Origin of the sequence: Pseudomonas benzopyrenica, from assembly GCF_036884265.1 — a bacterium.
GTDB lineage: Bacteria > Pseudomonadota > Gammaproteobacteria > Pseudomonadales > Pseudomonadaceae > Chryseomonas > Chryseomonas benzopyrenica.
In genome coordinates this window covers 1134145-1158132 of record NZ_CP145723.1, presented here as the reverse complement: position 1 = coordinate 1158132, position 23988 = coordinate 1134145, and the positions used below count along the sequence as shown (strand labels likewise).

Below are 23988 nucleotides of genomic sequence, written 5' to 3'. Positions count from 1 at the left end.
TCAGCCAGGAGCGGGTCGTCGAGCGTCAGGCGTAGCGCGCCTCTCCCACCAGCACCGCCAGCAGGGCCGTTGCCGCTGGCGACAGTTCGGCGAAATCCCGACAGCCCACCACCAGCTCCCGACGCGCCCAGGCATCGCTCAGCGGATGGCTGGCCAGTACCCATCTCTTTTCCGCCTGGACCAGACTCGCCGCGGGCAGGATGGCCACGCCCAGGTCCCGGGCGACCAGGGCACAGGCTTGGGCCGGACTCGGCACCCGGATACGGATCGCCAGCTCCCGCCCCCACTGCGCCGCCTGGGCTTCCACATGCAGCTGCAAGGCATTGCCACGCGACAGACCGACGAAGGGCTGTTCGAGCAACCGCGCGAACTCGATCGCCTCACCCGTGGCCAGCGGTACGCGTCCCGGTGCTGCGACCAGCACCAGGGGGTCCGCCCGGAAGGGCCGGACGTGCAGCCCTTCCACCTCCGGCGCCGCGACGAAGAGGCCCAGGTCGGCACGGCCTTCGCGGAGCGCCGGTACGATGCGCGAACTCGGCAATTCCTCGACTTCCACATCCACCCTGGGCTGCGCCTGGAGGAAAACCGCCAGGGGCTCATCGAGGTGCTCCATCAGCGCGGCGCCATTCGCCAACAAACGCACCCGCGTGCGGCTGCTGGCCACCGCGCCGGCAAGATCCTGGGCCATCTCGTCCAACCGCAGCAGGATCGCCCGGGCATGGCGCTCCAGGGTCAGGCCGGCCGGTGTGGGACGCACGCCACGCGCATGACGAACCAGGAGCGGCGTGCCCAGGCTGTCTTCCAGGGCCTTGATGCGGGCACTGGCCGAGGGCAACGCTAGGTGGCTCCGTTCGGCGCCCAGGGTGATGCTGCGCGCTTCCACGACATGGAGGAACAGCCGCAGGTCGAGCAGGTCGTAGCGCATCGCCTCAAAGCCTCTGTATGGACCTTAGGCAGCCTTCGCCAATCCCGGCTTCTCACCCAGGGTCCTGGAGCCCATGGTAACGCCTCCACCCGAGGAGACGACCATGACCCTGCTGCTCTGTATCCTGATCTTCGTGCTGGCGGGACTGACCAAGGGTGTGCTCGGCCTGGGCCTGCCCACCGTCGCCATGAGTCTGCTGGCGCTGCTGATGACCCCGGCCGAAGCCGCTGCCCTGCTGTTGATCCCGTCCCTGCTCACCAATGTCTGGCAATTCTGCGCCGGCCCCGCGCCCTGGCAGAGCGTCAAACGCCTGTTGCTGCTGCAACTGGCACTGGTGCCGGGTACCCTGCTCAGCATCCCGCTGCTGACCGGGAGCGATAGCGCCGGACTCGCCGCCGCGCTCGGTGCGGTGCTGGTCGCCTATGGCCTGATCGGCTGGACCGGCTGGCGGCCGCCCGTGCCGGGCCGCCACGAGGGCAAGATCGCGCCCCTGGTGGGCTTCGTCACCGGTCTGATCACCGGCATGACCGGGATCTTCGTACTGCCGGCGGTGCCCTACCTGCAAAGCCTGGCCCTGGACAAGGAACGGCTGATCGAGGCCTTGGGCCTGACCTTCACCGTGGCCTCCCTGGCGCTGCTGATCGGCCTCTGGTGGCAGGACGCGCTGGCCATAGAACGCCTGGGCGCCTCCAGCCTGCTGCTGCTGCCGGCCCTCCTGGGCATGTGGGTGGGCCAGCGCGTGCGTCAAGGACTCGACGAGCAGTTGTTCCGCCGGCTGTTCTTTGGGGGGTTGCTGCTGTTGGGTGCCTACGCCGTCCTGCATTATCTGCTGCGCCTGGGCTATCTTGGCTGAGCCCGTCATCACAGTGCAGCCTGGCCCAGCCGGTGTAGGCTGCACCTTCGGCGGGCGTCACGGTCTATGGGCGTAGCTGAACGGTCGCCGCACAGCGGTTAGCCTTCAGACCCGGCCCCCTTGCCCGACCGTTGCCCTTTCCCGACGTATACAGGACGCTTTCATGACGCTCGCTCCCAATGCAGGACGCCTCCCCGACGAGAACAACCTGACCCATCTGCCGCGCCTGGTGGCACGCTACTACAGCGATCGCCCCGACCCCAGCGATCCGGGTCAGCAGGTGGCCTTCGGCACCTCCGGGCACCGCGGTTCCTCGCTCAAGCGCAGCTTCAACGAGTGGCACATCCTCGCCATCACCCAGGCCATCTGCGAATACCGCCAGGCTCAGGGCGTCGACGGTCCGCTGTTCATGGGCATGGACACCCATGCGCTGTCCGAGCCGGCCTTCATCTCCGCCCTGGAAGTCCTGGCCGCCAACGGCGTGGACGTCCGTATCGACGCCGGCTGCGCCGAGACCAACGGCGAACCGGGTTACACCCCCACCCCGGCGCTGTCCAACGCCATCCTCGAATACAACGCCGGCCGCAGCTCGGGCCTGGCCGATGGCATCGTCATCACCCCGTCGCACAACCCGCCGGCCGATGGCGGTTTCAAGTACAACCCCACCAATGGCGGCCCGGCCGACACCAACGTCACCAAATGGATTCAGGACCGTGCCAATGCCCTGCTGGCGAACGGTCTGGAAGGTGTCAAGCGGATGGATTACCGCCAGGCGCTCAAGGCTGCCACTACCCAGAGATTCGATTTCCTCGACCGCTATGTCAGCGGGCTGGGCCAGGTCATCGACCTGGACGCCATCCGTGGCTCCGGCCTGACCTTTGGCGTCGATCCCCTCGGCGGCGCCGGGGTGCACTACTGGCCGCGCATCGCCGAGCGCTATGGCCTGCCGCTGGAAGTGCTGTCGACCCGTGTCGATCAGACCTTCCGCTTCATGCGCCTGGACTGGGACGGCAAGATCCGCATGGACTGCAGCTCGCCCCACGCCATGGCCGGCCTGATCGAGAACAAGGACAGATTCGACGTCTCCTTCGCCTGCGACACCGATCACGACCGCCACGGCATCGTCGCCCGCTCGGTGGGCCTGCTCAATCCCAACCACTACCTGGCGGTGGCCATCGAATACCTCTTCACCCATCGTCCGCAGTGGAGCCAGCAGGCCGGCATCGGCAAGACCCTGGTGTCTTCGTCGATGATCGACCGCGTGGCCCAGGGCATTGGCCGCCAGGTGGTGGAAGTGCCGGTGGGCTTCAAGTGGTTCGTCGATGGCCTGCTGGATGGCAGCCTGGGCTTCGGTGGCGAGGAATCCGCCGGCGCGTCCTTCCTGCGCAAGGCCGGCGGCGCCTGGTCCACCGACAAGGACGGCCTCATCCTCGGCCTGCTGGCCGCGGAGATCACCGCCGTGACCGGCAAGGACCCGGGCGAGCGCTACCAGGCCCTGACCGAGCGCTTCGGCGCACCGGTCTACCAGCGCATCGACGCTGCCGCCGACCGCGAGCAGAAGGCCCGTCTCGGCAAGCTGTCCGCCGCCCAGGTCACCGCCAAGGAGCTGGCCGGCCAGCCGATCACCGCCATCCTTACCGAAGCCCCCGGCAATGGCGCCGCCATCGGTGGCCTCAAGGTAGTCACCGAGAACGGCTGGTTCGCCGCCCGTCCTTCGGGTACCGAGGACGTCTACAAGATCTACGCCGAGAGCTTCGAGGGCGAAGCCCACCTGGGTCGCATCCAGGAAGAAGCCAAGGCGCTGGTGGATGGCGTGCTGCGCGGCTGACGGCGCGCGCTCTCACCCCGACCCTCTCCCAAAGGGAGAGGGTCGGGGTGAGGGGTTCATCTCCGCAATGGAAAAGGGCAGCCACTGGGCTGCCCTTTTCCATGACGACGCCAGGATCAGTTGATCTTGGTGCCGTGGGCCTGCTGGTCGGCGTGGTAGGACGAGCGTACCAGCGGACCGGACGCGACGTTCTTGAAGCCCATCTTGGCGCCTTCTTCGGCATACCAGGCGAAGGTATCCGGGTGGACGAAGCGCTGCACCGGCAGGTGGTTGCGCGAGGGCTGCAGGTACTGGCCGAGGGTCAGCATGTCGATCTCGTGCTCGCGCATGCGCTGCATGACCTCGATGACTTCCTCGTCGGTCTCGCCCAGACCCAGCATCAGGCCGGACTTGGTCGGCACGTGGGGCACGCGCTTCTTGAAGTTCTGCAGCAGGTCCAGCGACCACTCGAAATCCGAACCCGGGCGCGCGGCCTTGTACAGGCGCGGGACGGTCTCCAGGTTGTGGTTGAAGACATCCGGCGGCTCCTGCTCGGTGATCGCCAGGGCAACGTCCATGCGGCCGCGGTAGTCGGGCACCAGGGTCTCCAGCTGAATGCCGGGGGTCAGCTTGCGGATCTCGCGCAGGCAGTCGACGAAGTGCTGGGCACCGCCGTCGCGCAGGTCGTCGCGGTCCACCGAGGTGATCACCACGTACTTGAGGCCCAGGTCGGCGATGGCCACCGCCAGGTTCTTCGGCTCGTCCACGTCCAGCGGCTTCGGCCGGCCGTGGCCGACGTCGCAGAAGGGGCAGCGACGGGTGCAGATGTCACCCATGATCATGAAGGTGGCCGTGCCACCGGAGAAGCACTCGCCCAGGTTCGGGCAGGAGGCCTCTTCGCAGACACTGTGCAGCTTGTGCTTGCGCAGCAGCTGCTTGATGCGCTCGACCTCGGGGGTGACCGGGATGCGTACGCGGATCCAGTCCGGCTTGCGCGGCAGCTCCTCGGTGGGAATGATCTTTACCGGGATGCGCGCGACCTTTTCGGCGCCGCGCAACTTGACGCCGGCTTCCACCTTGTTGGGGCGGGCGGGCGGGGTAAGGGTCTGGACGCTGTCTTGTACTGTAGTGGTCATGTCAATCCGATTCCAGGGTGATCGGTTCGGGGTAGCCCAGGCGCAGACTCAGGTGACGGACCAGAGACTCGCGGACCTCGTCGAAAGCTAGTGGCCCGGTCACCAGATCGCGGAGCTGGGTCATGGCCAGGCCGGCATAACCGCAGGGGTTGATCCGGCGGAAGGGTGCCAGATCCATGTCAACGTTGAGCGCCAGGCCGTGGAAGGACCGGCCATTGCGGATGCGCAGGCCCAGGGAGGCGATCTTGGCGCCATCCACATAGACGCCTGGCGCATCGGCCCGGGCAGCGGCCTGCACACCCCAGTCGGCGAGCAGCGCGATCAGGCTGTCTTCCATGGCGCTGACCAATTCTCGCACGCCCAGGCCCTTGCGGCGAACATCCAGCAGCACATAGGCGATGAGCTGACCGGGTCCATGGTACGTGACCTGGCCGCCGCGATCGACCTGCACCACCGGAATGTCGCCCACGGCGAGTAGGTGCTCGGGCTTGCCGGCCTGCCCCTGGGTGAAGACCGCAGGGTGCTGCAGCAGCCAGAGTTCGTCGGGGGTGGCCGGGCCGCGCTCGTCGGTGAAGCGACGCATGGCCTCCAGGGTCGCCGCGTAGGGCCGCAGGCCCCAGCGGCGCACGCCCAGGCTGGCCGGGGCGGAAGCCATCATCAGATCACCATGTGCACGCGGCCGGTGGCGCGCAGGTCCTGGTGGATGGCCTGCAGCTGGTCCACGCCGGTGGCGGTGATGAGCACCTGCACCGAGAGGAAGCGGCCGTTGCGGCTGTCACGGCTCACCAGGGTGCCGCGATCCAGGTCCGGCGCGTGGCGCTGGACGATGTCGAGCACCAGCTCGGCGAAATCGGCACCGGCATCGCCGATCACCTTGATGGGATAGCGCGGGCAGGGAAATTCGATCTTGGGGGGTTGTACGTCTTCGGTCATGCGGACTTCCAGGCCGATCACGGTCGGCAGGGGGTGAAAGGCCCGCGAGCGCGGGCCTTTCCAGGACAACGGATCAGTTGAACAATCCGTAGAAGAACAGGCGAATGCTATCCCACAGGCGACGGAAGAGGCCACCCTCCTCGACCGGCTGCAAGGCGACCAGGTCGGCGGTGTGCACCACCTTGTCATCCAGCTTAACCTCGACCTTGCCGATCACCTGGCCCTGGGCGATGGGAGCGGTCAGCTGCGGATTGAGCACCATCTCGGCATGCAGCTTCTTGGCCTGGCCACGCGGCAGGGTCATGGTCAGGTCGTTGGCCAGACCGGCCTGGACCTCACGAGCGTCGCCCTTCCACACCGGCGCCTTGGCCAGTTCGGTGCCCTTCTTGTAGAAGGACTGGGTCTCGAAGAAGCGGAAGCCGTAGGTCAGCAGCTTCTGGGTCTCGGCGGCACGGGCCTGTTCGCTGTTGGTGCCGAACACCACGGCGACCAGGCGCATGCCATCGCGAACGGCCGAGGCCACCAGGCAGTAGCCGGCTTCGTCGGTGTGGCCGGTCTTCAGGCCGTCGACGGTCTTGTCGCGCCACAGCAGCAGGTTGCGGTTGGGCTGCTTGATGTTGTTCCAGAAGAATTCCTTCTGGGAGTAGATGGCGTAGTGCTGGGCATCGGCGTTGATGATGGCGCGCGCCAGGATGGCCATGTCATGGGCCGAGGAATAGTGGTTCGGATCCGGCAGGCCGGTGGCGTCCATGAAGTGGGTGTTCTGCATGCCCAGCTTCTGCGCGGTGGTGTTCATCATGTCGGCGAAGGCGTCTTCGCTGCCGGCGATGTGCTCGGCCAGGGCGACGCTGGCGTCGTTGCCGGACTGGATGATGATGCCGTGCAGCAGGTCACCGACCGACACCTGGGTGCCGACCTTGATGAACATCCGTGAACCGCCGGTACGCCAGGCGTGCTCGCTGACGGTGACCATGTCCGATTCCTTGATGCGACCCCGGTTGATTTCCAGGGTGGCGATGTAGGCGGTCATCAGCTTGGTCAGGCTGGCCGGCGGCAGGCGCTGGTCGGAGTTGGATTCGGTGAGCACGGCGCCGCTGTTGGCGTCCATGAGAATCCAGGCCTTGGCGGCCAGCTGGGGCGCCGCCGGGACCATGGTCTCGGCCGCCCAGACGGCCGGGACACAGGCGATCGTTACTAGGAGGAGCAGGCGTCGAGCGAGTTTTGCGATTGTCATCCGAATCTCTGAAAGGTTGGGGTATGGCAGGAGCAGCGGACCCAGACCGCACGGTCCACGTCGATCCCCGCGAGGGGGATCACGACGGCCGGGGCCGGCGACTGGGCGTCATGAAGCATCCCTGCTTCAATCCGGTTGCACGAGAGACGCCTGACCCAAGCGGGCCACGCGTACGCTGTTCTGGAGCTGGGGGACCTCAGCCGGCTGGACCGGTCCGAGGCGGACCCGATGCAAGGTCTGCTGGTTGCGCACCGTCGAACTGATGAACACCGGGGCACCGGTCAGGTCGCTGAGCTTGTCCTTGAGCAATTCCGCAGCGTCCGGATTGGCGAAGGCCGCCACCTGCAGATAGAGCCCAGCGGCTGGGGCAGAAACGTTTTTTTTTGCGTCGACGGCCGCGGGCGTCACCGGCTCGGCGTGCTGGTTGACCGGTGGCGTATAGGTCTCGATGGCGCCGAAGGTCTGGGTCTCGGTGGTCTTCTGGGCCACCGGCGCCTGGCGCGGCTGGGCCAGCACCATGGGCACCGCCTGACCGCGCTGGGCCCAGTACTGCTGCGGATCGATGCCTTCGACGCTGACCCGGGCGGTGCCGATCTCGGCATAGCCGAGCTTCTTGGCGGCGGCGAAGGACAGGTCGATGACCCGGTCGGAATAGAAAGGTCCGCGGTCGTTGACGCGCAGGATGACGCTGCGGCCGTTGTCCAGATTGGTGACCCGCACGTAGCTGGGCAGCGGCAGGGTCTTGTGCGCCGCGGTCATGCCGTAGAGATCGTAGGTCTCGCCGTTGGCGGTGGCCTGGCCGTGGAACTTGGTGCCGTACCAGGAGGCGGTGCCGGTCACGCGGTAGTTGCGCGAGTCGGTCAGCGGGAAATAGGTCTTGCCCAGCACGGTGTAGGGATTGTTCTTCAGCGGCCCGTTGTAGGGCATGGGCACGGCGTCAGGAATGCGGCTGACGTCCACGTCCCACCAGGGCGCACCGTCACGGTGCGGACGCAGGTAGCCACCCGGCCCGGCCACACCCTTGCTGGTCGGCTTGGGCGCCTGGCTGGAACAACTCACCAGCAACAGGCCGAGACCCAGGCAGCCGGCCAGGCGCGCCAGGGCAGTCAGACGCATCACGGCTTGGCACCCTCCGCGGCATGGCGCTCGGCGATGGCGTTCGCCAGATCGGTCACCGCCATGGCGTACATGACGCTGCGGTTGTATCGGGTAATGGCGTAGAAATTGGGCAGGCCCATCCAGTACTCCGGTCCCTTGTCTCCGTCGAGGCGGAACGAGGTTACACGCAAATCGTCACGCAGGGCAGGGTCTTGAGCGTTCCAGCCCAGGGCGCGCAGCTCGGCGACGCTCTTGACCGGCTCGATCCCGGCCACCACGCCCTCCTCCACCCGCTCGCCGCTGACCTGGGCGCGAATGGCGGTCGGCCCGCGGCCGGACCAGCCGTGGCGCTTGAAGTAGTTGGCCACGCTGCCGATGGCGTCGGTGGGATCGGACCAGATGTTGATGTGGCCGTCGCCATCGAAGTCCACCGCATAGGCGCGGAAGCTGCCCGGCATGAATTGCGGTAGGCCCATGGCCCCGGCATAGGAACCGGTCAGGCTGAGCGGATCGACCTGCTGCTCGCGGGCGAGCAGCAGGAACTCACGCAGCTGGCTGCGGAAGAAGGGCGCGCGCGGCGGATAGTCGAAGGCCAGGGTCGAGAGCGCATCCAGCACCCGGTAGTTGCCGGTATTGCGACCGTAGAAGGTTTCCACGCCGATGATGGCGACGATGAACTGGGCCGGCACGTCGTATTCGCGCTCGGCGCGGGCCAGCGCCTCTTCGTGGGTCTTCCAGAAGTCGACGCCCTGGGCGATGCGCCTATCAGTGATGAAGATGGGGCGGTATTCGCTCCAGGGCTTGACCCGCTCGGCCGGTCGCGAGATGGCGTCGAGGATGGCCTGCTTGCGCTCGACTTCGCCGAACAGCGCCTGCAACTGTTCCGGGGCGAAGCCATAGCTCTGACTCATCTCGGCGATGAAGTCGCGCGTCAGCGGTGCCGTGTCGTAGTCACCCGCGACGACACCGGTCGTCACGCCCATCGCCGTGGCGAGCCCGAGGCTCTGCAAGCAGCGACGCATCCATCCCATTGTCGGCATCTAACCCTTCTTTGTTGCGTGTTAAACCTGGGCGATCCACTTGCGGTGCGTGTGGATCGACATCAAAACTCCGAACCCGGTGAGCAAGGTGACCACCGAGGTGCCGCCATAACTGATGAATGGCAGCGGGACACCCACCACGGGCAGGAGGCCGCTGACCATGCCGATGTTGACGAAGACATAGACGAAGAAGGTCATGGTCACGCCGCCGGCGAGCAATTTGCCGAACAACGTCTGGGCCTGCACGGTGATGGTCAGGCCGCGACCGATGAGCAGCAGATAGAGCACCAGCAGCAGGCAGACACCGACCATGCCGAACTCTTCGCCGAGGACGGCAATGATAAAGTCCGTGTGACTTTCCGGCAAAAAATCCAGATGAGACTGGGTACCCAGCAGCCAGCCCTTGCCGAACACCCCGCCCGAGCCGATGGCGGCCTTGGACTGGATGATGTTCCAGCCGGCGCCCAGCGGATCCATTTCCGGATCGAGGAAGGTCAGCACGCGGCGTTTCTGGTAGTCGTGCAGCACGAAGAACCACATGGCAACCGCCAAGGGCACCGCGGCGCTCACCGCGCCGATCAGCCAGCGCCACTGCAGGCCGCCTACGAACAGCACGAAGCCGCCCGAGGCCAGCACCAGCATGGCGGTGCCGAGGTCGGGCTGGTCGAGGATCAGCACGAAGGGCACCACCACCAGCGACAGGCTGATCAGGCTGTGCTTGAAGTTCGGCGGCAGACTGCGCTTGGACAGGTACCAGGCCATCATCATGGGCATCAAGAGCTTCATGAATTCCGACGGCTGGAAGCGGATGACCCCGGGAATGTTGATCCAGCGGGTCGCGCCCATGGCGTTGTGGCCCATGACGTCCACCACCACCAGCAAGGCCACGCCGACCACATAGCCCAGGGGTACCCAGCGCGCCATGAAGCGCGGTTCGAGCTGGGCGACGACAGCCATGGCCACCAGCCCGAGGCCAAAGGAGCTGGCCTGCTTGAACAGCAGGTCGAGATTACGCCCGCCCGCGGAATAGAGGACGAACAGCCCGGTCGCCCCCAGCATCAGCAGCAGGATCAGCAGAGGGCCGTCGATGTGCAGGCGCTGCAGCAGGGTAGCCCGCCGCTTCATCACGTCCCCTTCGGGAATGGTGCGATCGAAGTTGGGAGCGAGACTCATGGCTGCACCTTGGTCGCGGCGGCGGTGGCCCCGGCGGTGGTCGGCTTGGCGTACTCGGCCTTGAGATGGCCCTGCTCATCGAGCAGCCAGGCGTCGAGCACCTGACGCACCACCGGGGCGGCCACGCCGCTGCCCGACTCGCCGTTCTCGACCATCACCGCCACGGCGATCTGCGGATTGTCGGCCGGGGCGAAGGCGACGAACAGGGCGTGGTCGCGATGCCGCTCCTTGAGCGCCGCCGAGTTGTACTTTTCGTTCTGGCGAATGGCGACCACCTGGGCCGTGCCGCTCTTGCCGGCGATGCGGTACTGGGCACCGACGTTGATCTTGTGCGCGGTGCCGCGGGGATTCTGCACCACCATTTCCATGCCGTGGATGGCGCGATCCCAATAGCTGGGATCCTTGAGCTCGATGTCGGGCATGGGATTGCTGTCCACCGGCGGCTGGCCATCGAGGCTCTTGGCCAGGTGCGGGCGGATCCATTTGCCATGGTTGGCGATCAGGGTGGTGACCTGGGCCAGCTGCAGCGGCGTGGTCTGCATGTAGCCCTGGCCGATACCGAGGATCAGCGTCTCGCCGGGGAACCAGGCCTGGCGGCGGGTGGCACGCTTCCACTGGCGCGAGGGCATCAGGCCCGGTGCCTCTTCGAACATGTCCAGGGCGACCTTTTGCCCGAGGCCGAACTTGCCCATGTACTCGGAAAGCCGATCGATGCCGATCTTGTGCGCGAGATCGTAGAAGTAGGTGTCGTTGGATCTCATCAGCGCCATGTCCAGATCCACGTAGCCGTCGCCGCCATGGTTCCAGTTACGGTACTTGTGATCGTAGTTGGGCAACTCGTAGTAGCCCGGATCGAAGACCCGCGCCTGGGGCGTGGTGGCACCGCTGTCGAGACCGGCGATGGCCACCGCCGGCTTGATGGTCGAACCGGGTGGATAGAGGCCACGCAGCACCCGGTTGTAGAGCGGGCGATCGATGGAGTCGCGTAGCTCGGAATATTCCTTGAAGCTGATCCCGGTGACGAAGGGATTGGGGTCGTAGCTCGGCTGGCTGACCATGGCCAGCACCTCGCCGGTCTTGGGCTGGATGGCGACGATGGCGCCACGGCGCCCACCCAGGGCGGCTTCGGCGGCGGCCTGCAGGCGCGAATCGATGGTCAGGACGATGTCCTTGCCCGGCTTGGGGTCGGTGCGATTGAGCACCCGCAGCACCCGGCCGCGGGCATTGGTCTCCACCTCTTCGTAGCCTACCTCACCGTGCAGCTCGGGCTCGTAGAAGCGCTCCACGCCGGTCTTGCCAATGTGGTGGGTGCCGCTGTAGTTGACCGGATCCAGGCGCTTGAGCTCCTGCTCGTTGATCCGCCCGACATAGCCCACCGAATGGGCGAAGTGCTCGCCCATGGGATAGTGGCGCACCAGTTGCGCCGTCACCTCGACCCCGGGCAGGCGGAACTGATTGACGGCGATCTTGGCGATCTGCTCCTCGGTCAGCTCGAACAGCACCGGCACCGGCTCGAAGGGACGCCGGCCCTGTTTCATGCGCTTCTCGAACAGCTCGCGGTCTTCCTCGGTCAGGCCCAGGACCTGCACCAGGGTATCGAGGGTCTGCCGCCAGTTGTCGGCCCGCTCGCGGGTGATGGTCAGGCTGAAGCTGGGACGGTTGTCGGCGACGATGATGCCGTTGCGGTCGTAGATCAGGCCCCGGGTGGGCGGGATCGGCTGGACATGGACCCGGTTGTTTTCCGACAGGGTCGAATGGTAGTCGTGCTGGATGACCTGCAGGTAGTACATGCGCGCCACCAGTACGCAGGCGAGCGCGAGAAAGATCACCGCCCCGATCGTCACGCGGGCGCGGACGAGCTGGGCGTCTTTCTCGTGGTCCTTGAGGCGTATGGGTTGCGACATCGCAGGTACGGACTACTTGTGATACGGATGGCCGGCCAATACGGTCCAGGCGCGATAGAGCTGCTCACCGACGAGGATGCGCACCAGCGGATGCGGCAGGGTCAGCGGCGAGAGCGACCAGCGCTGTTCACTGCGGGCCTGCACCTCGGGCGCGAGGCCCTCGGGGCCGCCGACCATGAGGTTGACGGTCCGGGCCTCCAGGCGCCACTGCTGGAGTGTTTCAGCCAGTTGCTCGGTGCTCCAGGGCTTGCCGGTGACCTCCAGGGTCACCACGCGCTCGCCCGGCTGCACCTTGGCCAGCATGGCCTCACCCTCCTGGCGGATCAGCCGGGCGACGTCGGCGTTCTTGCCGCGGGTCTGCAGTGGGATCTCGACGAGTTCCAGCGGCAGTTCCGGCGGTAGACGCTTGACGTACTCGTGCCAGCCCTCCTCGACCCAGCGCGGCATGCGCGAGCCGACGGCGATGAGACGCAGGCGCACCGGACTTATTCGCCTTGGGCGGCGCGGCTCTGCTCGGCACCGCGCCAGAGGCGCTCGAGGTCATAGAACTCGCGGGTGGTCGGCAGCATCACGTGGACGACCACGTCGCCCAGGTCCAGCAGCGCCCATTCGCCGCCTTCCAAGCCTTCGCTGCCCAGCGGACGCACGCCCTGCTGCTTGACCTTTTCCAGCACGTTGTCGGCCAGCGACTTGACGTGGCGGCTGGAGGTGCCGCTGGCGATGACCATGATGTCGGTTACGCTGGTCTTCTCACGGACGTCCAGGGAGATGATGTCCTGCGCCTTCATGTCTTCCAGGGCGGCGATGGCCACCTGGACGAGTTGTTCGCTTTGCATGGTGTAGCTCTTACCTCGGTTCGGAGGACGCCGGATAGAGGCCGTGCGTCCGGATGTAGTCAAGCACGGCATCGGGCACCAGGAAGCGGATGGACTTCCCGGTAGCCAAGAGGCCGCGGATCTGGGTGGCGGACACCGCGAGCGGGTTCTGCCAGATAAAGGTGATCTGCCCGCCCGGCCCCTTCAGGGCCTGGGGATCGGGCTGACTGCGCGCCGCCAGGAAATCACGCAATTCCTGGCAGGGCTCGCTGTCGGCGTCGGGTCGTTGCAGGACCAGGATGTGGCACAGCTCCAGCAATTCGCGCCAGCGGTGCCAGCCTGGCAGGCCGCAGAAGGCGTCCCAGCCCAGCATGAGCAACATCTGCACCTCATCGCCGAGTTCGGCGCGCAGGCTTTCCAGGGTCTCTATGGTATAGGAGTGGCGCGTCCGGCGCAGTTCCCGGTCATCGACCACCAGGGTCGCGACGTCGGCCACCGCCAGGCGCACCATCGCTAGGCGATCCTCGGCGGAGACGCTGGGCGCTTCGCGATGGGGCGGCCGGGCGCTGGGAATCAGCCGTAGCTCGTCCAGCGCCAAGGCTTCGGCCACCTCCAGCGCCGCGCGCAGGTGGCCGATGTGCACGGGATCGAAGGTACCGCCGAACAAGCCGATGCGGGTGGGCAGGCTGCTCATCAGCTGCGGACGTGACCGTCGCCGAAGACCACGTATTTCTCGCTGGTCAGTCCTTCCAGGCCCACCGGCCCGCGGGCGTGCAGCTTGTCAGTGGAGATGCCGATCTCGGCGCCCAGGCCGTATTCGAAGCCGTCGGCGAAGCAGGTCGGCGCATTGACCATGACCGAACTGGAATCGACTTCGGCGAGGAAGCGTCGCGAACGGCCGAGATTTTCCGTCACGATCGCATCGGTGTGATGGGAGCCGTAGTGGTTGATATGCTCGATTGCCTCGTCCAGACCCTCGACGATGCGGATCGACAGAATGGGTGCCAGGTATTCGGTGGACCAGTCGGCCTCGGTGGCGGGCAGGGCCTGGATCAGGTCACGCGTACGCTCGCAGCCCCGCAGTTCCACGCCCTTCTCTTCGAAGCGGCGCGCCATGGCCGGCAGGAAGGTTTCAGCCACCTTGGCATCGACCAGCAGCGTTTCCATGGCACCGCAGATGCCATAGCGGTAGCACTTGGCGTTGAAGGCGATGGACTCGGCCTTGGCAAGGTCGGCCGCCTCGTCGACATAGACGTGGCAGATACCGTCGAGGTGCTTGATCACCGGGACGCGGGCATCGTTGCTGATGCGCTCGATCAGATTCTTGCCACCCCGCGGCACGATGACGTCGACAAACTCCGGCATGGTGATCAGGGCGCCGACGGCAGCCCGGTCGGTGGTCTCCACCACCTGGACCGCTGCGGCGGGCAATCCGACCTTCGCCAGGCCCTTCTGAATGCAGGCCGCGATGGCGCGATTGGAGCGAATGGCTTCCGAGCCGCCGCGCAGGATGGTCGCGTTGCCCGACTTCAGGCAGAGACTGGCCGCATCGATCGTCACGTTGGGACGAGATTCATAGATGATGCCGATGACCCCCAGCGGCACGCGCATCTTGCCGATCTGGATACCGGAAGGCCGAGCGCTCAGGTCGCGAACGGCGCCCACGGGATCGGGCAAGGCGGCAACCTGTTTGAGACCGTTGATCATCGCGTCGATCCGTGCCGGCGTCAGCGTCAGCCGGTCCAGCAAGGCCGGCTCGAGTCCCGCTGCTGTGGCCGCGACGACATCCTCGGCATTGGCTGCGACCAACGCCTCGCGATCTTCGCCCAAGGCATCCGCAATGGCGCTCAGCGCCAGGTTCTTCTGGCCAGTGGACGTACGAGCAAGGACCCGCGACGCGGCACGGGCAGCCTGGCCAAGACGGGTCATGTAGGCGGAGACGGACTCGGTCATGGTCGGCGGCCTGCGAAAGACGGTGGGAAAGCCGCAGAGTATAGCGTCGCCGGGCCCTGCGCGGCCAGCGCCGAGGGGCTTGGCCATGGCATTCGCCTGCGCGATTTGGTTGACTCGCCACGGCCTGTCGGGAATCATCCGCGGCTGTATTTGCCGTTCAGCTTGCGTTCAGCTATTCCCTAATAGCCGAAATCGTTCCAGCTCTGCGCCAGGTGCTGCAGCGACGCCTACCAGCCTTCACGGAAAGAACCATGCCCAAGCACCTCACCTTGTCCCTTGGTCTGCTCGCCCTGCTGATCCATGCCGACGCGACCTGGGCCGCCGCTGCCGACGCCGCGCCGACCGCGGCCGCCGTCCAGGCGCTGGAAGCCCAGCTGAAGAAGACGCCCCAGGATCCGGATGCCCTGGGCAAGCTGGGCAGTGCCCGGCTGGCGCAGCAGCGCTGGACCGATGCCGAGCAGTTGCTGACCCAGGCCGTACAGAAAGGCGGTAAGACCTGGCAGCCGGCGCTGGACGAGGCGCGCTACCACCACCTGCTGGAACGCGCCCATGCGGCCGAGAACAAGCGCGAGCTGGACCAGGCGCGGGATCTCAGCGTCGAAGCCATCCGGCTGAAGCCCGAAGCGGTCGAGGCGCAGCTGTTCCTCGCCGGCATCCAGAGCCAGAAGCGCCAATGGGAACTGGCCGAGGCCACCTACCGCCAGGTGCTGATGCGCGAGCCGGCCAACGTCGACGCCTACTATGGGCGCATCGCCGCGCTCAACGAGCTGGGCCGCACCGAAGAAGCCCTGCAACTCACCAAGAATCTGCAGCCCAGCGCCAAGAATCAGGTCAAGGGCCTGGATCGCCTGCGCGCCGGCCAGGCCATGCAGGAGGCCGAAGCCGCCGAGGCGCGGGGCGATCTGCAGGGCGCCTCGCGCCTGCTGGAACAGGCCCGCAAGGAAGCCCCGGAAGATCCCTGGCTGCGCCTGGCCCAGGCCCGCCTGGAGGTCCGTCAGGGCCGGCCGCGCGCCGCCCGCGATCTGGTGGACAGTCTGGTCAAGGATGGCGCCCAGCGCCCCGAGGTGCTCTATGCCAGCGCCCTGCTGTCCAACGAGCTGGGTGAATACCCGCGCGCCATGCAGACCCTGATGCGCATTCCCCAGGCGCAGCGTTCGCCGGATATGAACGCCCTGGCCGCGCGCATCACCTTCAACGAACAACTGGCCGAGACCGTGGCCCTGGCCAAGCAGGGTCGCCGCGAGGAAGCGCGCAGCCTGATGCAGCGCCTGGAAGCCCGCGCCGGGCGCAATCCGGATCTGATCGGCGATCTGGCCGAGGCCTTCGCCACCGCTGGCGATCCCGAACACGGTCTGGCCCTGCTCAAGCCGATGATCTCCGGCGATACCCGCCCGGCGCCCGCCATGCAGCTGCACTACGCCAGCATTCAGCTACAGCTGAACCAGGACCAGACCGTGGGCAACGTCCTGCGCGACCTGCAGGGCGTGGTACTCGACAGTGGCGAGAAGCAACAGTACGACGACCTCCTCGCCCGCTATCGCATCCGCCAGGCCGATCGCCTCACCGATCAGGGCAAGCTGGCCGCCGCCTACGACACCCTGGCCCCGGCGCTCAAGGCCCGTCCCGACGACAAGGCCGCCCAGGCCGCCCTGGCGCGCATGTACCTGGCCAGTGGCGACACCCAGAAGGCCCGCCAGCTCTATCGCGACGTGCTCAGCGACCAGCCCAAGGACGCCGAACTCTACCTGGGCGCCGCCGAGATCGCCGCCAAGTCCCAGGACAGCGTCACCGCCCGCCAGTATCTGGATCAGGCGGTCAAGCTCGGCCAGAGCGATCCCCAGGTGCTGCGCCGCGCCGCCCTGCTCTATCGCGACATCGGCATGGCCGGTACCGCGACCGGCCTGCTGGAGCAGGTGGTACAGGTGGAGCGCAAGGATCGCGAATCCGCGGCCCGCGCCGCCGGTGCCAGCGACAATCCCTTCGCCACCCTACCCGGGCAGACCCGCAGCGATGACGCCCTGGCCGCCGTTCCGGCCGCCGCGGGTGGCAACGCCGGCGGCGCCGACTACGCCTGGAGCGATCCGCTGCAGGCGCAGAAGGCTGCCAACAACCCCTTCAACGACCTGTCCGTGGTGCCCACCAGCAGCCTGTCGAGCAGCCTGGCCACCGAGCAGATCCTCGGCCAGTTGCAGCGCGAGCGCAGCATCCGCATCACCCAGGGTCTGAGCGTACGCAGCTACGATCCCAGCGGCAGTTCGCGTCAGACCACCGTCAGCGCGCCGCTGGAGATCTCCTTCCCCGCCGGCGACCAGCGCCTGGCCGTGCGTGTCACCCCGACGCGAATCAACGACAGCAGCAGCGAGGGCAGCCAGAAGGAAAACGGCGTGGCGGCATCCATCGCCGTGGAAGACGCCGGGCGCGGCCTCAAGGGCGATATCGGCGTCTCGCCGGTGGGCCTGAGATACAGCACCGTGGTCGGCGGCGCGACCCTGGAACGCCCGCTGAGCAGCCTCAGCGAGAACCTGCTCTATGCCCTGAGCGTGTCGCGGCGTTCGGTGACCGACTCCCTGGCCTCCTACGGCGGCATCCGCGATCCGCGCACCGGCCAGGAGTGGGGCGGCGTCACCGCCAATGGCGGCCTGGCGCGGCTGAGATACGACGACGGGCGCTACGGCTCCTACATCTACGGCGCGGCCCATCGCCTGACTGGCCATGACGTCAAGGACAACGACCGCTTCGAGATCGGCACCGGCGTCTACTACTATCTGCGCAATGGCCCGGACAGCCTGTTCACCGTGGGCCTCTCGGCCACCGCGATCGGCTACGACAACAACCAGAATCACCTGACCTACGGCCATGGCGGTTACTTCAGTCCACAGCGCTACTTCGCCATCGGCGTGCCCCTGGTGTGGGCGCAGCGCGGCGATCTCTGGGCCTATCAGGTGCAGGGCATGCTGGGCGTGCAGACCATTCGCCAGGACGCTGCGGATCGCTATCCCGACGACGCCGCCCTGCAGGCGGCCGCGGAAGCCGCCGGCGAAGGCCAATACGGCAGCAAGAGCAAGACCGGCGTGGCCTACAGCCTCTCGGCCAACGGCGAATACCGCCTCAGCGGGCAGTTCGCTCTGGGGGGCCGTCTGGGTATGGACAATGCCCAGGACGAGCGCGACGTCAACGGCAACCTCTATCTGCGCTACTTCTTCGAAGAGCAGGAAGGCCGACCGCAACTCTCGCGGCCGCAGCCCTACCGTTCGCGCAACGAGGAATAAGCACAAAGGCCCGCACCCGCGGGCCTTTTTCTTACCCTGCGGCATCCTTCCTTCGCCGCCGAAACGACCGCTCATCCCCACATTCGTCGTCGCTTCGACCGCCCCATCCCCAGGCCGCGCCTTTCGTCCGAACCGCACCAGACATGGCGTTGACGGGGCGTCGAGGTCATCCAACCATTGCCGCAAGACAGGGGCGAATAGCGCAACTATCCGTTCGCTCCGCTGCAATGCCCGCATACGCATTTTCAATTGGTGCGTCACGAATCCCGCGTGACAGTATTCGCAAAAATGACGCCTGGTGGCTTTTAGCCATTAATCTGACGTCAAGCATCCGCCCAGCCCCTCAACCTCCCGGAATCAGCCATGGTCCGTTCGCTGGATATTGCCAATCTGTTCCGCTCCTTCGGCGGTGATCCCCAGCGCTACCAGGAATTCGAGGCGCCCGAAGCGGAGTTGCATGAGGCGGTCTCGACGGCTGCGCCGCTGCCGTCCCCACGTGCACCGGTCGAAGCGGTCAGGGCGCTTGCCGAGCCTGTCGTTCAGGCCGAGCCAGGCGAGTTGCCGCCGCTGTCGCGGGAGCTGGCGCAGCTGCACAGCAGCCGCCAGGCCAGCCAGGCGGTCGCTGCGCTGGATCAGGCGCTGAGTCGCTCGCGACCGGCACTGGCCGGTCCGGTGCTGGCACTGACCTCGGCCCGGGGCGGGACCGGCAAGACGGTCATCGCCGCAGGCCTGGCCCAGGCACTGAGCCGCAGCGGCCAGGCGGTGCTGCTGGTGGAGCTGGACAGTCAGAACGTGCTGTCTTCGCTGTTGCTGCAGGAAGCCTCGTCCACCACCGGCTCGATCAGGGCTCCGCTCTCCGCCTGCCTGGCGGTGGACGATCGCCTGCGCCTGGTGCCCTTCGGCGCCCCCGACGACCTGGATCTGCAGGCTTTGGAACGGGCGCTGGCCACCGACACCCAGTGGCTGACGCGGCGCCTGCAGGCACTCGACGTCCCGGCCGACACCCTGGTGATCCTCGACTGCCCCACGGGCTCGACGCCCTTGACTCGTCAGGCGCTGGCCCTGGCCACCCGGGTCCTCGGGGTGACGACCGCGGATGCGACCGGCTATGCCAGTCTGCCGCGCCTCGAACGCCAGTGGCAGCACTGCACCGGCCAGGTCCATCCGCTGCACCTGCTCAACCGGGTCGATCCCGCACGTCCCCTGAGTCAGGACATCGCTGCCATCGTGGCGCATTCCTGGGGCGACCGCCTTCTCGGCGTACTGCCGGAAAGTCCTGACCTGGAGCAGGCACTGGCCTTGGGCCAGGGGTTGGCCAGCGTCCAGGACGCCTGGGCGCACGGCCTCGCCGAGTTGGGCCGGGAATTGCTCGGCGAGCTGCGACCGGCCTTGCGTTACGCGGCGCCTTCCTAGCCATGAGCGTTCTCGACCGCCTGGATCAGGTTCGCCAGCGCCGCGCGGCGCGCAGTGCCGACGTCCCGCCCGCAACGCCGGTGGCGCCGGCCTGGCTGCAGCTGCTCGCCTGGACGGCCGCCGCGCTGCTGGGCGCCCTGCTGGTGAGCGTACCCCTGGCGCTGGAAGAGCAGGCGCTGTTCGCCGTCGGCTGCTTCGTCGCGGCCCTGCTGCTGCGCCGGCTGCCCGGGCGGCTGCCGGTGATCGCGCTGATCCTCTTGTCGCTGCTGGCGTCGCTGCGCTACCTCTATTGGCGCCTGACCAGCACCCTGGGCTTCGAGACGCCGCTGGAAATGGTGCTCGGCTACGGGCTGGTGGCCGCCGAGCTCTATGCCCTGGCGGTGCTGGTGTTCGGCTATCTGCAGACCATCTGGCCGCTGCGCCGCACACCGGTGCCGCTGCCGGCCGATCCGGCCGCCTGGCCCACCGTGGACGTCTTCATCCCCACCTACAACGAAGCCCTGAGCATCGTGAAGCTGTCGATCCTGGCGGCCCAGGCCATCGACTGGCCGCACGACAAGCTGCGGGTGCACGTGCTCGACGATGGCCGCCGCGAGGACTTCCGCCACTTCTGCGCGACCGCTGGCGTCTCCTACCTGGTGCGCGAGAACAACGAGCATGCCAAGGCCGGCAATCTCAACGCAGCGCTCAAGGTGACCGATGGCGAGTACATCGCCATCTTCGATGCCGACCACGTGCCGACGCGCTCCTTCCTGCAGGTCTGCCTGGGCTGGTTCCTCAAGGATCCGCAGCTGGCCATGCTGCAGACGCCGCACTTCTTCTTTTCCCCGGATCCCTTCGAGAAGAACCTCAAGACCTTTCGCACCGTGCCCAACGAGGGCGAACTGTTCTATGGGCTGGTGCAGGACGGCAACGACCTGTGGAACGCCACCTTCTTCTGCGGCTCCTGCGCGGTGATCCGGCGCACCATGCTGGAAGAGGTCGGCGGCGTGGCCACCGAGACGGTGACCGAAGACGCCCACACCGCGCTCAAGCTCAATCGGCTCGGTTACAACACCGCTTACCTGGGCATTCCCCAGGCCGCCGGTCTGGCCACCGAAAGCCTGTCGCGCCATATCGCCCAGCGCATCCGCTGGGCACGCGGCATGGCGCAGATCTTTCGCATGGACAATCCGCTGCTGGGCAAGGGCCTCGCCCTCGGCCAGCGGCTCTGCTACCTCAACGCCATGCTGCACTTCTTCTATGGTCTGCCGCGCCTGGTGTTCCTCACCGCGCCACTGGCCTATCTGCTGTTCAGCGCGCAGATCTTTCACGCCTCGGCACTGCTGATCACCTGCTATGTGCTGCCCCACGTGCTGCATTCCAACCTGACCAACTCGCGCATCCAGGGCGAATTCCGCCACTCCTTCTGGAACGAGGTCTACGAGACGGTGCTGGCCTGGTACATCCTCAGGCCCACGCTGCTGGCGCTGATCAACCCGCGGCTGGGCAAGTTCAACGTCACCGACAAGGGCGGCATCATCGCCCGCGACTACTTCGACTGGGAGCTGGCACGGCCCTACATCGTGCTGCTGGCGCTCAATCTGCTCGGTCTGGGGGTGGGTATCGGTCGGCTGTTCTTCGGCGATCCCGAAGCGGTGACCACGGTGGCCATCAATCTGGTCTGGACCCTCTACAACCTGGTGATCGCCAGTGCTGCGGTGGCCGTGGCGAGCGAGACGCGCCAGGTACGCGCCGAACCGCGGGTGGCCGCCGCCCTGCCGGCCGGACTCGTCCTCGCCGATGGCAGCCGCCTGGCGTGCACTACCCTGGACTTCTCCCAGAGCGGCGTTGGCCTGCAGCTACCCGAGGGTGTGCAGGTGCCCGAGGGCAGCGCGGTCGAGGTGGAACTCAGCCGCGACGGTCGCAGCCGCCGCTTCCCGGCCACCGTGGCCTTCAGCCGCGCCGGCGCTGTGGGCACCCGCTTCGCCGAGCTCAGCGTCACCGAACAGCGCGAGCTGGTGCGCATGACCTTTTCCCGCGCCGATCTCTGGGCCGAGGCCTGGGGCAATCATCGCCCGGACTCCCTTTTGGGCTCGCTGCGCGAGGTCAGTCTGATCGGCGTGCGCGGCATCGCCGATCTCAATCGCAACGTCTGGCGCCTGAGCCGACCTTCCCGGCGCACGGCGCCCTCCTCTTCCGCCTCCCTGGACCGCCCATGACCGTGTCGCTTCGTCTCGCCCCGCTCCTGCTCGCCACCCTGGGTGCCGCACCCGCCATCACCCTGGCCCAGAGCGCACCCCCGGTGGCCGTGGCCATGGCCGGCAGCGGCTACGACAACAGCTTCAAGCAGCTCGGCGCGGTCTATCCCTTCAATCTGCGCGGCATCGACAGTCGCGACGGGGTCAGCTTCGATATCCGTGCCGACGAGATCGTCAGCGCCGCCAAGGTGACGCTGAACTACACCTATTCCCCGGCGCTGCTGCCGGAGTTATCCCAGCTCAATGTACTGGTCAACGACGAGGTCGCCGCCAGCATTCCGCTGCCCAAGGAGACCGCCGGCACGCCCCAGACCCGGGTGGTGGATATCCCGCCGCGGCTGATCACCGAGTTCAACCGGCTGAGCATCCAGCTGATCGGCCACTACACCATGCAGTGCGAAGACCCGCTGCACTCCAGTCTCTGGGCCAAGGTGAGCAACGGCAGCCGCCTGGACATCCAGGTCAACCGCCTGGACCTGGCGCCGGATCTGGCGCGCCTGCCGCAGCCGTTCTTCGATCGCCGCGATGCCCGCCCGCTGGAGCTGCCCTTCGTCATCGCCGGAGCGGCGGACAACGGCACCCTGGAGGCCGCCGGCACCCTGTCGTCCTGGTTCAGCGCTCTGGCCAGCTATCGCGGCGCCCGCTTTCCCAGCAGCCAGAGCGCCTTGCCGGCCAAGGGCAATGCGGTGGTGCTGGTCACCAGCGAAGAGCGCGCCAAGACCCTGGGCCTGAGTCTGCCGGCACCGACGGCGGCGCGGGTCGACATCCTGGTCAACCCCTTTGATCCCCAGGGCCAGCTGCTGGTGATCTCCGGGCGCGATGCCAACGAACTCAAGCGCGCCGCGAGCGCCGTGGCCCTGGGTCACCAGACCCTGTCCGGCCAGGGCGTGACCATCGAGACCCTGCAGGCGCTGCAACCGCGCAAGCCCTACGATGCGCCCAACTGGCTGCCCAGCGACCGACCGGTGCGTCTGGGCGAGCTGGCGACGCCCAAGGAGCTCGCTGTCTCCGGCTACGCGCCGGGAACGGTGACCGTGCCGCTGCGACTGCCGCCGGACCTGTTCCTCTGGCGCAACCAGGGGTTGCCGCTGCACCTCAGATACCGCTACACCCCGCAGCCGGTGGCGACCAATTCCTCGCTGCTGGTGAGCTTCAACGACCGCTTCGTGCAGTCCATCCCCCTGCCGTCCCAGGAGCACCTGGACCAGGGCTTGCTGGGTCTGATCAAGGACGAGGAATTGCCCCGCGAGGCCGAGGTGCGGCTGCCACTGGATGGGGAGGCACTGCAGGCCCGCCTGCAATTCCGCTTCATGTACGACTACCTCAAGCAGGGTGAATGCCGCGACGTCATCATCGACAACATGCGCGGCACCCTGGAACCGGACTCGACCCTGGATCTGTCCGGCTATCGGCACTTCATCGCCCTGCCCAATCTGGGCGTGTTCAAGGACAGCGGCTTTCCCTTCACCCGCCTGGCGGATCTGAGCGAAACCGCGGTGATCCTGCCCGATGCGCCCAGCGCAGCGGAGATCGACAGCTACCTGAACGTGCTCGGCCGCTTCGGCAGTTCCACCGGCTATCCCGCCACCGCGGTCACCGTGGCCCGCGCGGGCGAGGTCGAGGGTCTGGCCGACAAGGACCTGCTGCTGATCGCCAGCGGCGCCGACCAGCCGCTGCTGCAGCGCTGGGCCGCCCAGTTGCCGGCCGGCTTCGCCGGCAACGGCCAGCGCTTCGAGGTTTCCGACCTGGCGTTCAAGGTGCGCCAGTGGTTCAGCAGTGACAACGCGGCCAGCCTGGCGCGCAACCGCGCGGCCCTGAGTGCCAGTGGCGGTGCCGGCACGGCCTTCGTCGCCGGCTTCGAATCGCCGCTCAGGAGCGGTCGCAGCGTGGTGGCCCTGGTCGCCGCCCGCCCCGAAGGTCTGGCCGACATCAGCCGCGCCCTCACCACCCGGGAAGACTATGCCCAGGGGCTGCAGGGCAGCCTGGCCACGGTGCGCGGCCAGCAGGTGGAGAGCCTGGTGGCCGACGAGACCTATCACATCGGTAGCCTGGGGCCGCTGCTCTATGTCCGCTGGCAACTGGCTCGCCACCCGCTGTTGATGCTGGGCTTGAGCGCCCTGGGCGTGGCCTTGCTGGCCGGTCTACTCTATGCGGCGCTGCGTGCCCGTGCCCGTCAACGGCTGGAGCGCTAGACC

At 67.1% G+C, this 23988-nt stretch carries 19 protein-coding genes; 6 read left to right on the top strand and 13 right to left on the bottom strand.

Annotation, left to right across the window (positions count from 1 at the left end):
- Positions 1–25: 25 nt before the first annotated feature.
- A complete protein-coding gene (locus V6W80_RS05355) occupies positions 26–925 on the bottom strand; it encodes a LysR family transcriptional regulator (protein ID WP_338546078.1) in 900 nt (299 codons plus the stop codon).
- 103 nt (positions 926–1028) lie between these two features.
- On the opposite strand from V6W80_RS05355, the gene V6W80_RS05350 reads away from it, so the two are divergent.
- Both V6W80_RS05350 and pgm read left to right on the top strand, forming a co-directional pair.
- Positions 1029–1778 (top strand): sulfite exporter TauE/SafE family protein, encoded by a 750-nt coding sequence (locus tag V6W80_RS05350; protein ID WP_338546077.1) that lies wholly within the window; start codon positions 1029–1031, stop codon positions 1776–1778.
- Between the two features lie 163 nt (positions 1779–1941).
- Complete coding sequence (gene pgm, locus V6W80_RS05345) at positions 1942–3606, top strand: phosphoglucomutase (alpha-D-glucose-1,6-bisphosphate-dependent) (protein WP_338546075.1); 1665 nt, start codon at positions 1942–1944, stop codon at positions 3604–3606.
- 116 nt (positions 3607–3722) lie between these two features.
- Here pgm and lipA read toward each other — a convergent pair whose 3' ends face one another.
- The 12 genes from lipA to V6W80_RS05285 all read right to left on the bottom strand — a co-directional run bounded on the left by lipA (position 3723) and on the right by V6W80_RS05285 (position 14871).
- Positions 3723–4721: a lipoyl synthase gene (lipA, locus tag V6W80_RS05340; RefSeq protein ID WP_017642509.1), complete on the bottom strand. Its 999-nt coding sequence runs from the start codon at positions 4719–4721 to the stop codon at positions 3723–3725.
- A gap of 1 nt (position 4722) precedes the next feature.
- On the bottom strand, positions 4723–5379 hold the full coding sequence (lipB, locus tag V6W80_RS05335) for a lipoyl(octanoyl) transferase LipB (protein ID WP_338546074.1): 657 nt from the start codon (positions 5377–5379) through the stop codon (positions 4723–4725).
- Complete coding sequence (locus tag V6W80_RS05330; protein ID WP_017642511.1) at positions 5379–5654, bottom strand: DUF493 domain-containing protein; 276 nt, start codon at positions 5652–5654, stop codon at positions 5379–5381. Before V6W80_RS05330 ends, lipB begins: the two co-directional genes overlap by 1 nt.
- A 73-nt stretch (positions 5655–5727) precedes the next feature.
- Complete coding sequence (locus tag V6W80_RS05325; RefSeq protein ID WP_026084012.1) at positions 5728–6888, bottom strand: D-alanyl-D-alanine carboxypeptidase family protein; 1161 nt, start codon at positions 6886–6888, stop codon at positions 5728–5730.
- 126 nt (positions 6889–7014) lie between these two features.
- Complete coding sequence (locus V6W80_RS05320) at positions 7015–8004, bottom strand: septal ring lytic transglycosylase RlpA family protein (protein WP_064307939.1); 990 nt, start codon at positions 8002–8004, stop codon at positions 7015–7017.
- On the bottom strand, positions 8004–9008 hold the full coding sequence (gene mltB / locus V6W80_RS05315) for a lytic murein transglycosylase B (protein WP_017642513.1): 1005 nt from the start codon (positions 9006–9008) through the stop codon (positions 8004–8006). Before mltB ends, V6W80_RS05320 begins: the two co-directional genes overlap by 1 nt.
- Positions 9009–9047: 39 nt before the next feature.
- On the bottom strand, positions 9048–10151 hold the full coding sequence (gene rodA / locus V6W80_RS05310) for a rod shape-determining protein RodA (protein ID WP_085984320.1): 1104 nt from the start codon (positions 10149–10151) through the stop codon (positions 9048–9050).
- A gap of 44 nt (positions 10152–10195) precedes the next feature.
- Positions 10196–12103 (bottom strand): penicillin-binding protein 2, encoded by a 1908-nt coding sequence (mrdA, locus tag V6W80_RS05305; RefSeq protein ID WP_064307941.1) that lies wholly within the window; start codon positions 12101–12103, stop codon positions 10196–10198.
- A gap of 12 nt (positions 12104–12115) precedes the next feature.
- Positions 12116–12583, bottom strand: coding sequence for a 23S rRNA (pseudouridine(1915)-N(3))-methyltransferase RlmH (rlmH, locus tag V6W80_RS05300; protein WP_007159668.1), 468 nt, complete (start codon positions 12581–12583; stop codon positions 12116–12118).
- A 5-nt stretch (positions 12584–12588) separates the two neighbouring features.
- Complete coding sequence (gene rsfS / locus V6W80_RS05295; protein WP_017642516.1) at positions 12589–12939, bottom strand: ribosome silencing factor; 351 nt, start codon at positions 12937–12939, stop codon at positions 12589–12591.
- Between the two features lie 10 nt (positions 12940–12949).
- Entirely contained in the window at positions 12950–13612 is a 663-nt protein-coding gene (gene nadD, locus V6W80_RS05290; protein WP_338546073.1) for a nicotinate-nucleotide adenylyltransferase, read from the bottom strand.
- Positions 13612–14871, bottom strand: a complete 1260-nt coding sequence (locus V6W80_RS05285; protein WP_338546072.1) for a glutamate-5-semialdehyde dehydrogenase — start codon at positions 14869–14871, stop codon at positions 13612–13614. Before V6W80_RS05285 ends, nadD begins: the two co-directional genes overlap by 1 nt.
- Positions 14872–15122: 251 nt before the next feature.
- Between V6W80_RS05285 and V6W80_RS05280 the strand changes: the two genes are divergently transcribed.
- The 4 genes from V6W80_RS05280 to bcsB all read left to right on the top strand — a co-directional run bounded on the left by V6W80_RS05280 (position 15123) and on the right by bcsB (position 23985).
- The gene (locus tag V6W80_RS05280) at positions 15123–18140 is read left to right on the top strand and encodes a cellulose biosynthesis protein BcsC (RefSeq protein ID WP_338546071.1); all 3018 of its coding nucleotides are present in this window, start codon (positions 15123–15125) and stop codon (positions 18138–18140) included.
- Positions 18141–18503: 363 nt separating this feature from the next.
- Positions 18504–19553: a cellulose synthase operon protein YhjQ/BcsQ gene (locus tag V6W80_RS05275; RefSeq protein ID WP_338546070.1), complete on the top strand. Its 1050-nt coding sequence runs from the start codon at positions 18504–18506 to the stop codon at positions 19551–19553.
- Between the two features lie 2 nt (positions 19554–19555).
- Positions 19556–21754, top strand: coding sequence for a UDP-forming cellulose synthase catalytic subunit (gene bcsA, locus V6W80_RS05270; protein WP_338546068.1), 2199 nt, complete (start codon positions 19556–19558; stop codon positions 21752–21754).
- Positions 21751–23985 carry a cellulose biosynthesis cyclic di-GMP-binding regulatory protein BcsB gene (bcsB, locus tag V6W80_RS05265; protein ID WP_338546067.1) on the top strand — a complete coding sequence of 745 codons (2235 nt, stop codon included), beginning with the start codon at positions 21751–21753 and terminating at the stop codon, positions 23983–23985. Before bcsA ends, bcsB begins: the two co-directional genes overlap by 4 nt.
- The last annotated feature ends 3 nt before the right edge of the window (positions 23986–23988 follow it).

Excerpts from the sequence above, each read along its gene's own strand:
- V6W80_RS05355 (WP_338546078.1), bottom strand. The coding sequence starts at position 925 with ATGCGCTACGACCTGCTCGACCTGCGGCTGTTCCTCCATGTCGTGGAA.
- V6W80_RS05350 (WP_338546077.1), top strand. The coding sequence starts at position 1,029 with ATGACCCTGCTGCTCTGTATCCTGATCTTCGTGCTGGCGGGACTGACC.
- pgm (WP_338546075.1), top strand. The coding sequence starts at position 1,942 with ATGACGCTCGCTCCCAATGCAGGACGCCTCCCCGACGAGAACAACCTG.
- lipA (WP_017642509.1), bottom strand. The coding sequence starts at position 4,721 with ATGACCACTACAGTACAAGACAGCGTCCAGACCCTTACCCCGCCCGCC.
- lipB (WP_338546074.1), bottom strand. The coding sequence starts at position 5,379 with ATGATGGCTTCCGCCCCGGCCAGCCTGGGCGTGCGCCGCTGGGGCCTG.
- V6W80_RS05330 (WP_017642511.1), bottom strand. The coding sequence starts at position 5,654 with ATGACCGAAGACGTACAACCCCCCAAGATCGAATTTCCCTGCCCGCGC.
- V6W80_RS05325 (WP_026084012.1), bottom strand. The coding sequence starts at position 6,888 with ATGACAATCGCAAAACTCGCTCGACGCCTGCTCCTCCTAGTAACGATC.
- V6W80_RS05320 (WP_064307939.1), bottom strand. The coding sequence starts at position 8,004 with ATGCGTCTGACTGCCCTGGCGCGCCTGGCCGGCTGCCTGGGTCTCGGC.
- mltB (WP_017642513.1), bottom strand. The coding sequence starts at position 9,008 with ATGCGTCGCTGCTTGCAGAGCCTCGGGCTCGCCACGGCGATGGGCGTG.
- rodA (WP_085984320.1), bottom strand. The coding sequence starts at position 10,151 with ATGAAGCGGCGGGCTACCCTGCTGCAGCGCCTGCACATCGACGGCCCT.
- mrdA (WP_064307941.1), bottom strand. The coding sequence starts at position 12,103 with ATGTCGCAACCCATACGCCTCAAGGACCACGAGAAAGACGCCCAGCTC.
- rsfS (WP_017642516.1), bottom strand. The coding sequence starts at position 12,939 with ATGCAAAGCGAACAACTCGTCCAGGTGGCCATCGCCGCCCTGGAAGAC.
- nadD (WP_338546073.1), bottom strand. The coding sequence starts at position 13,612 with ATGAGCAGCCTGCCCACCCGCATCGGCTTGTTCGGCGGTACCTTCGAT.
- V6W80_RS05285 (WP_338546072.1), bottom strand. The coding sequence starts at position 14,871 with ATGACCGAGTCCGTCTCCGCCTACATGACCCGTCTTGGCCAGGCTGCC.
- V6W80_RS05280 (WP_338546071.1), top strand. The coding sequence starts at position 15,123 with ATGCCCAAGCACCTCACCTTGTCCCTTGGTCTGCTCGCCCTGCTGATC.
- V6W80_RS05275 (WP_338546070.1), top strand. The coding sequence starts at position 18,504 with ATGGTCCGTTCGCTGGATATTGCCAATCTGTTCCGCTCCTTCGGCGGT.
- bcsA (WP_338546068.1), top strand. The coding sequence starts at position 19,556 with ATGAGCGTTCTCGACCGCCTGGATCAGGTTCGCCAGCGCCGCGCGGCG.
- bcsB (WP_338546067.1), top strand. The coding sequence starts at position 21,751 with ATGACCGTGTCGCTTCGTCTCGCCCCGCTCCTGCTCGCCACCCTGGGT.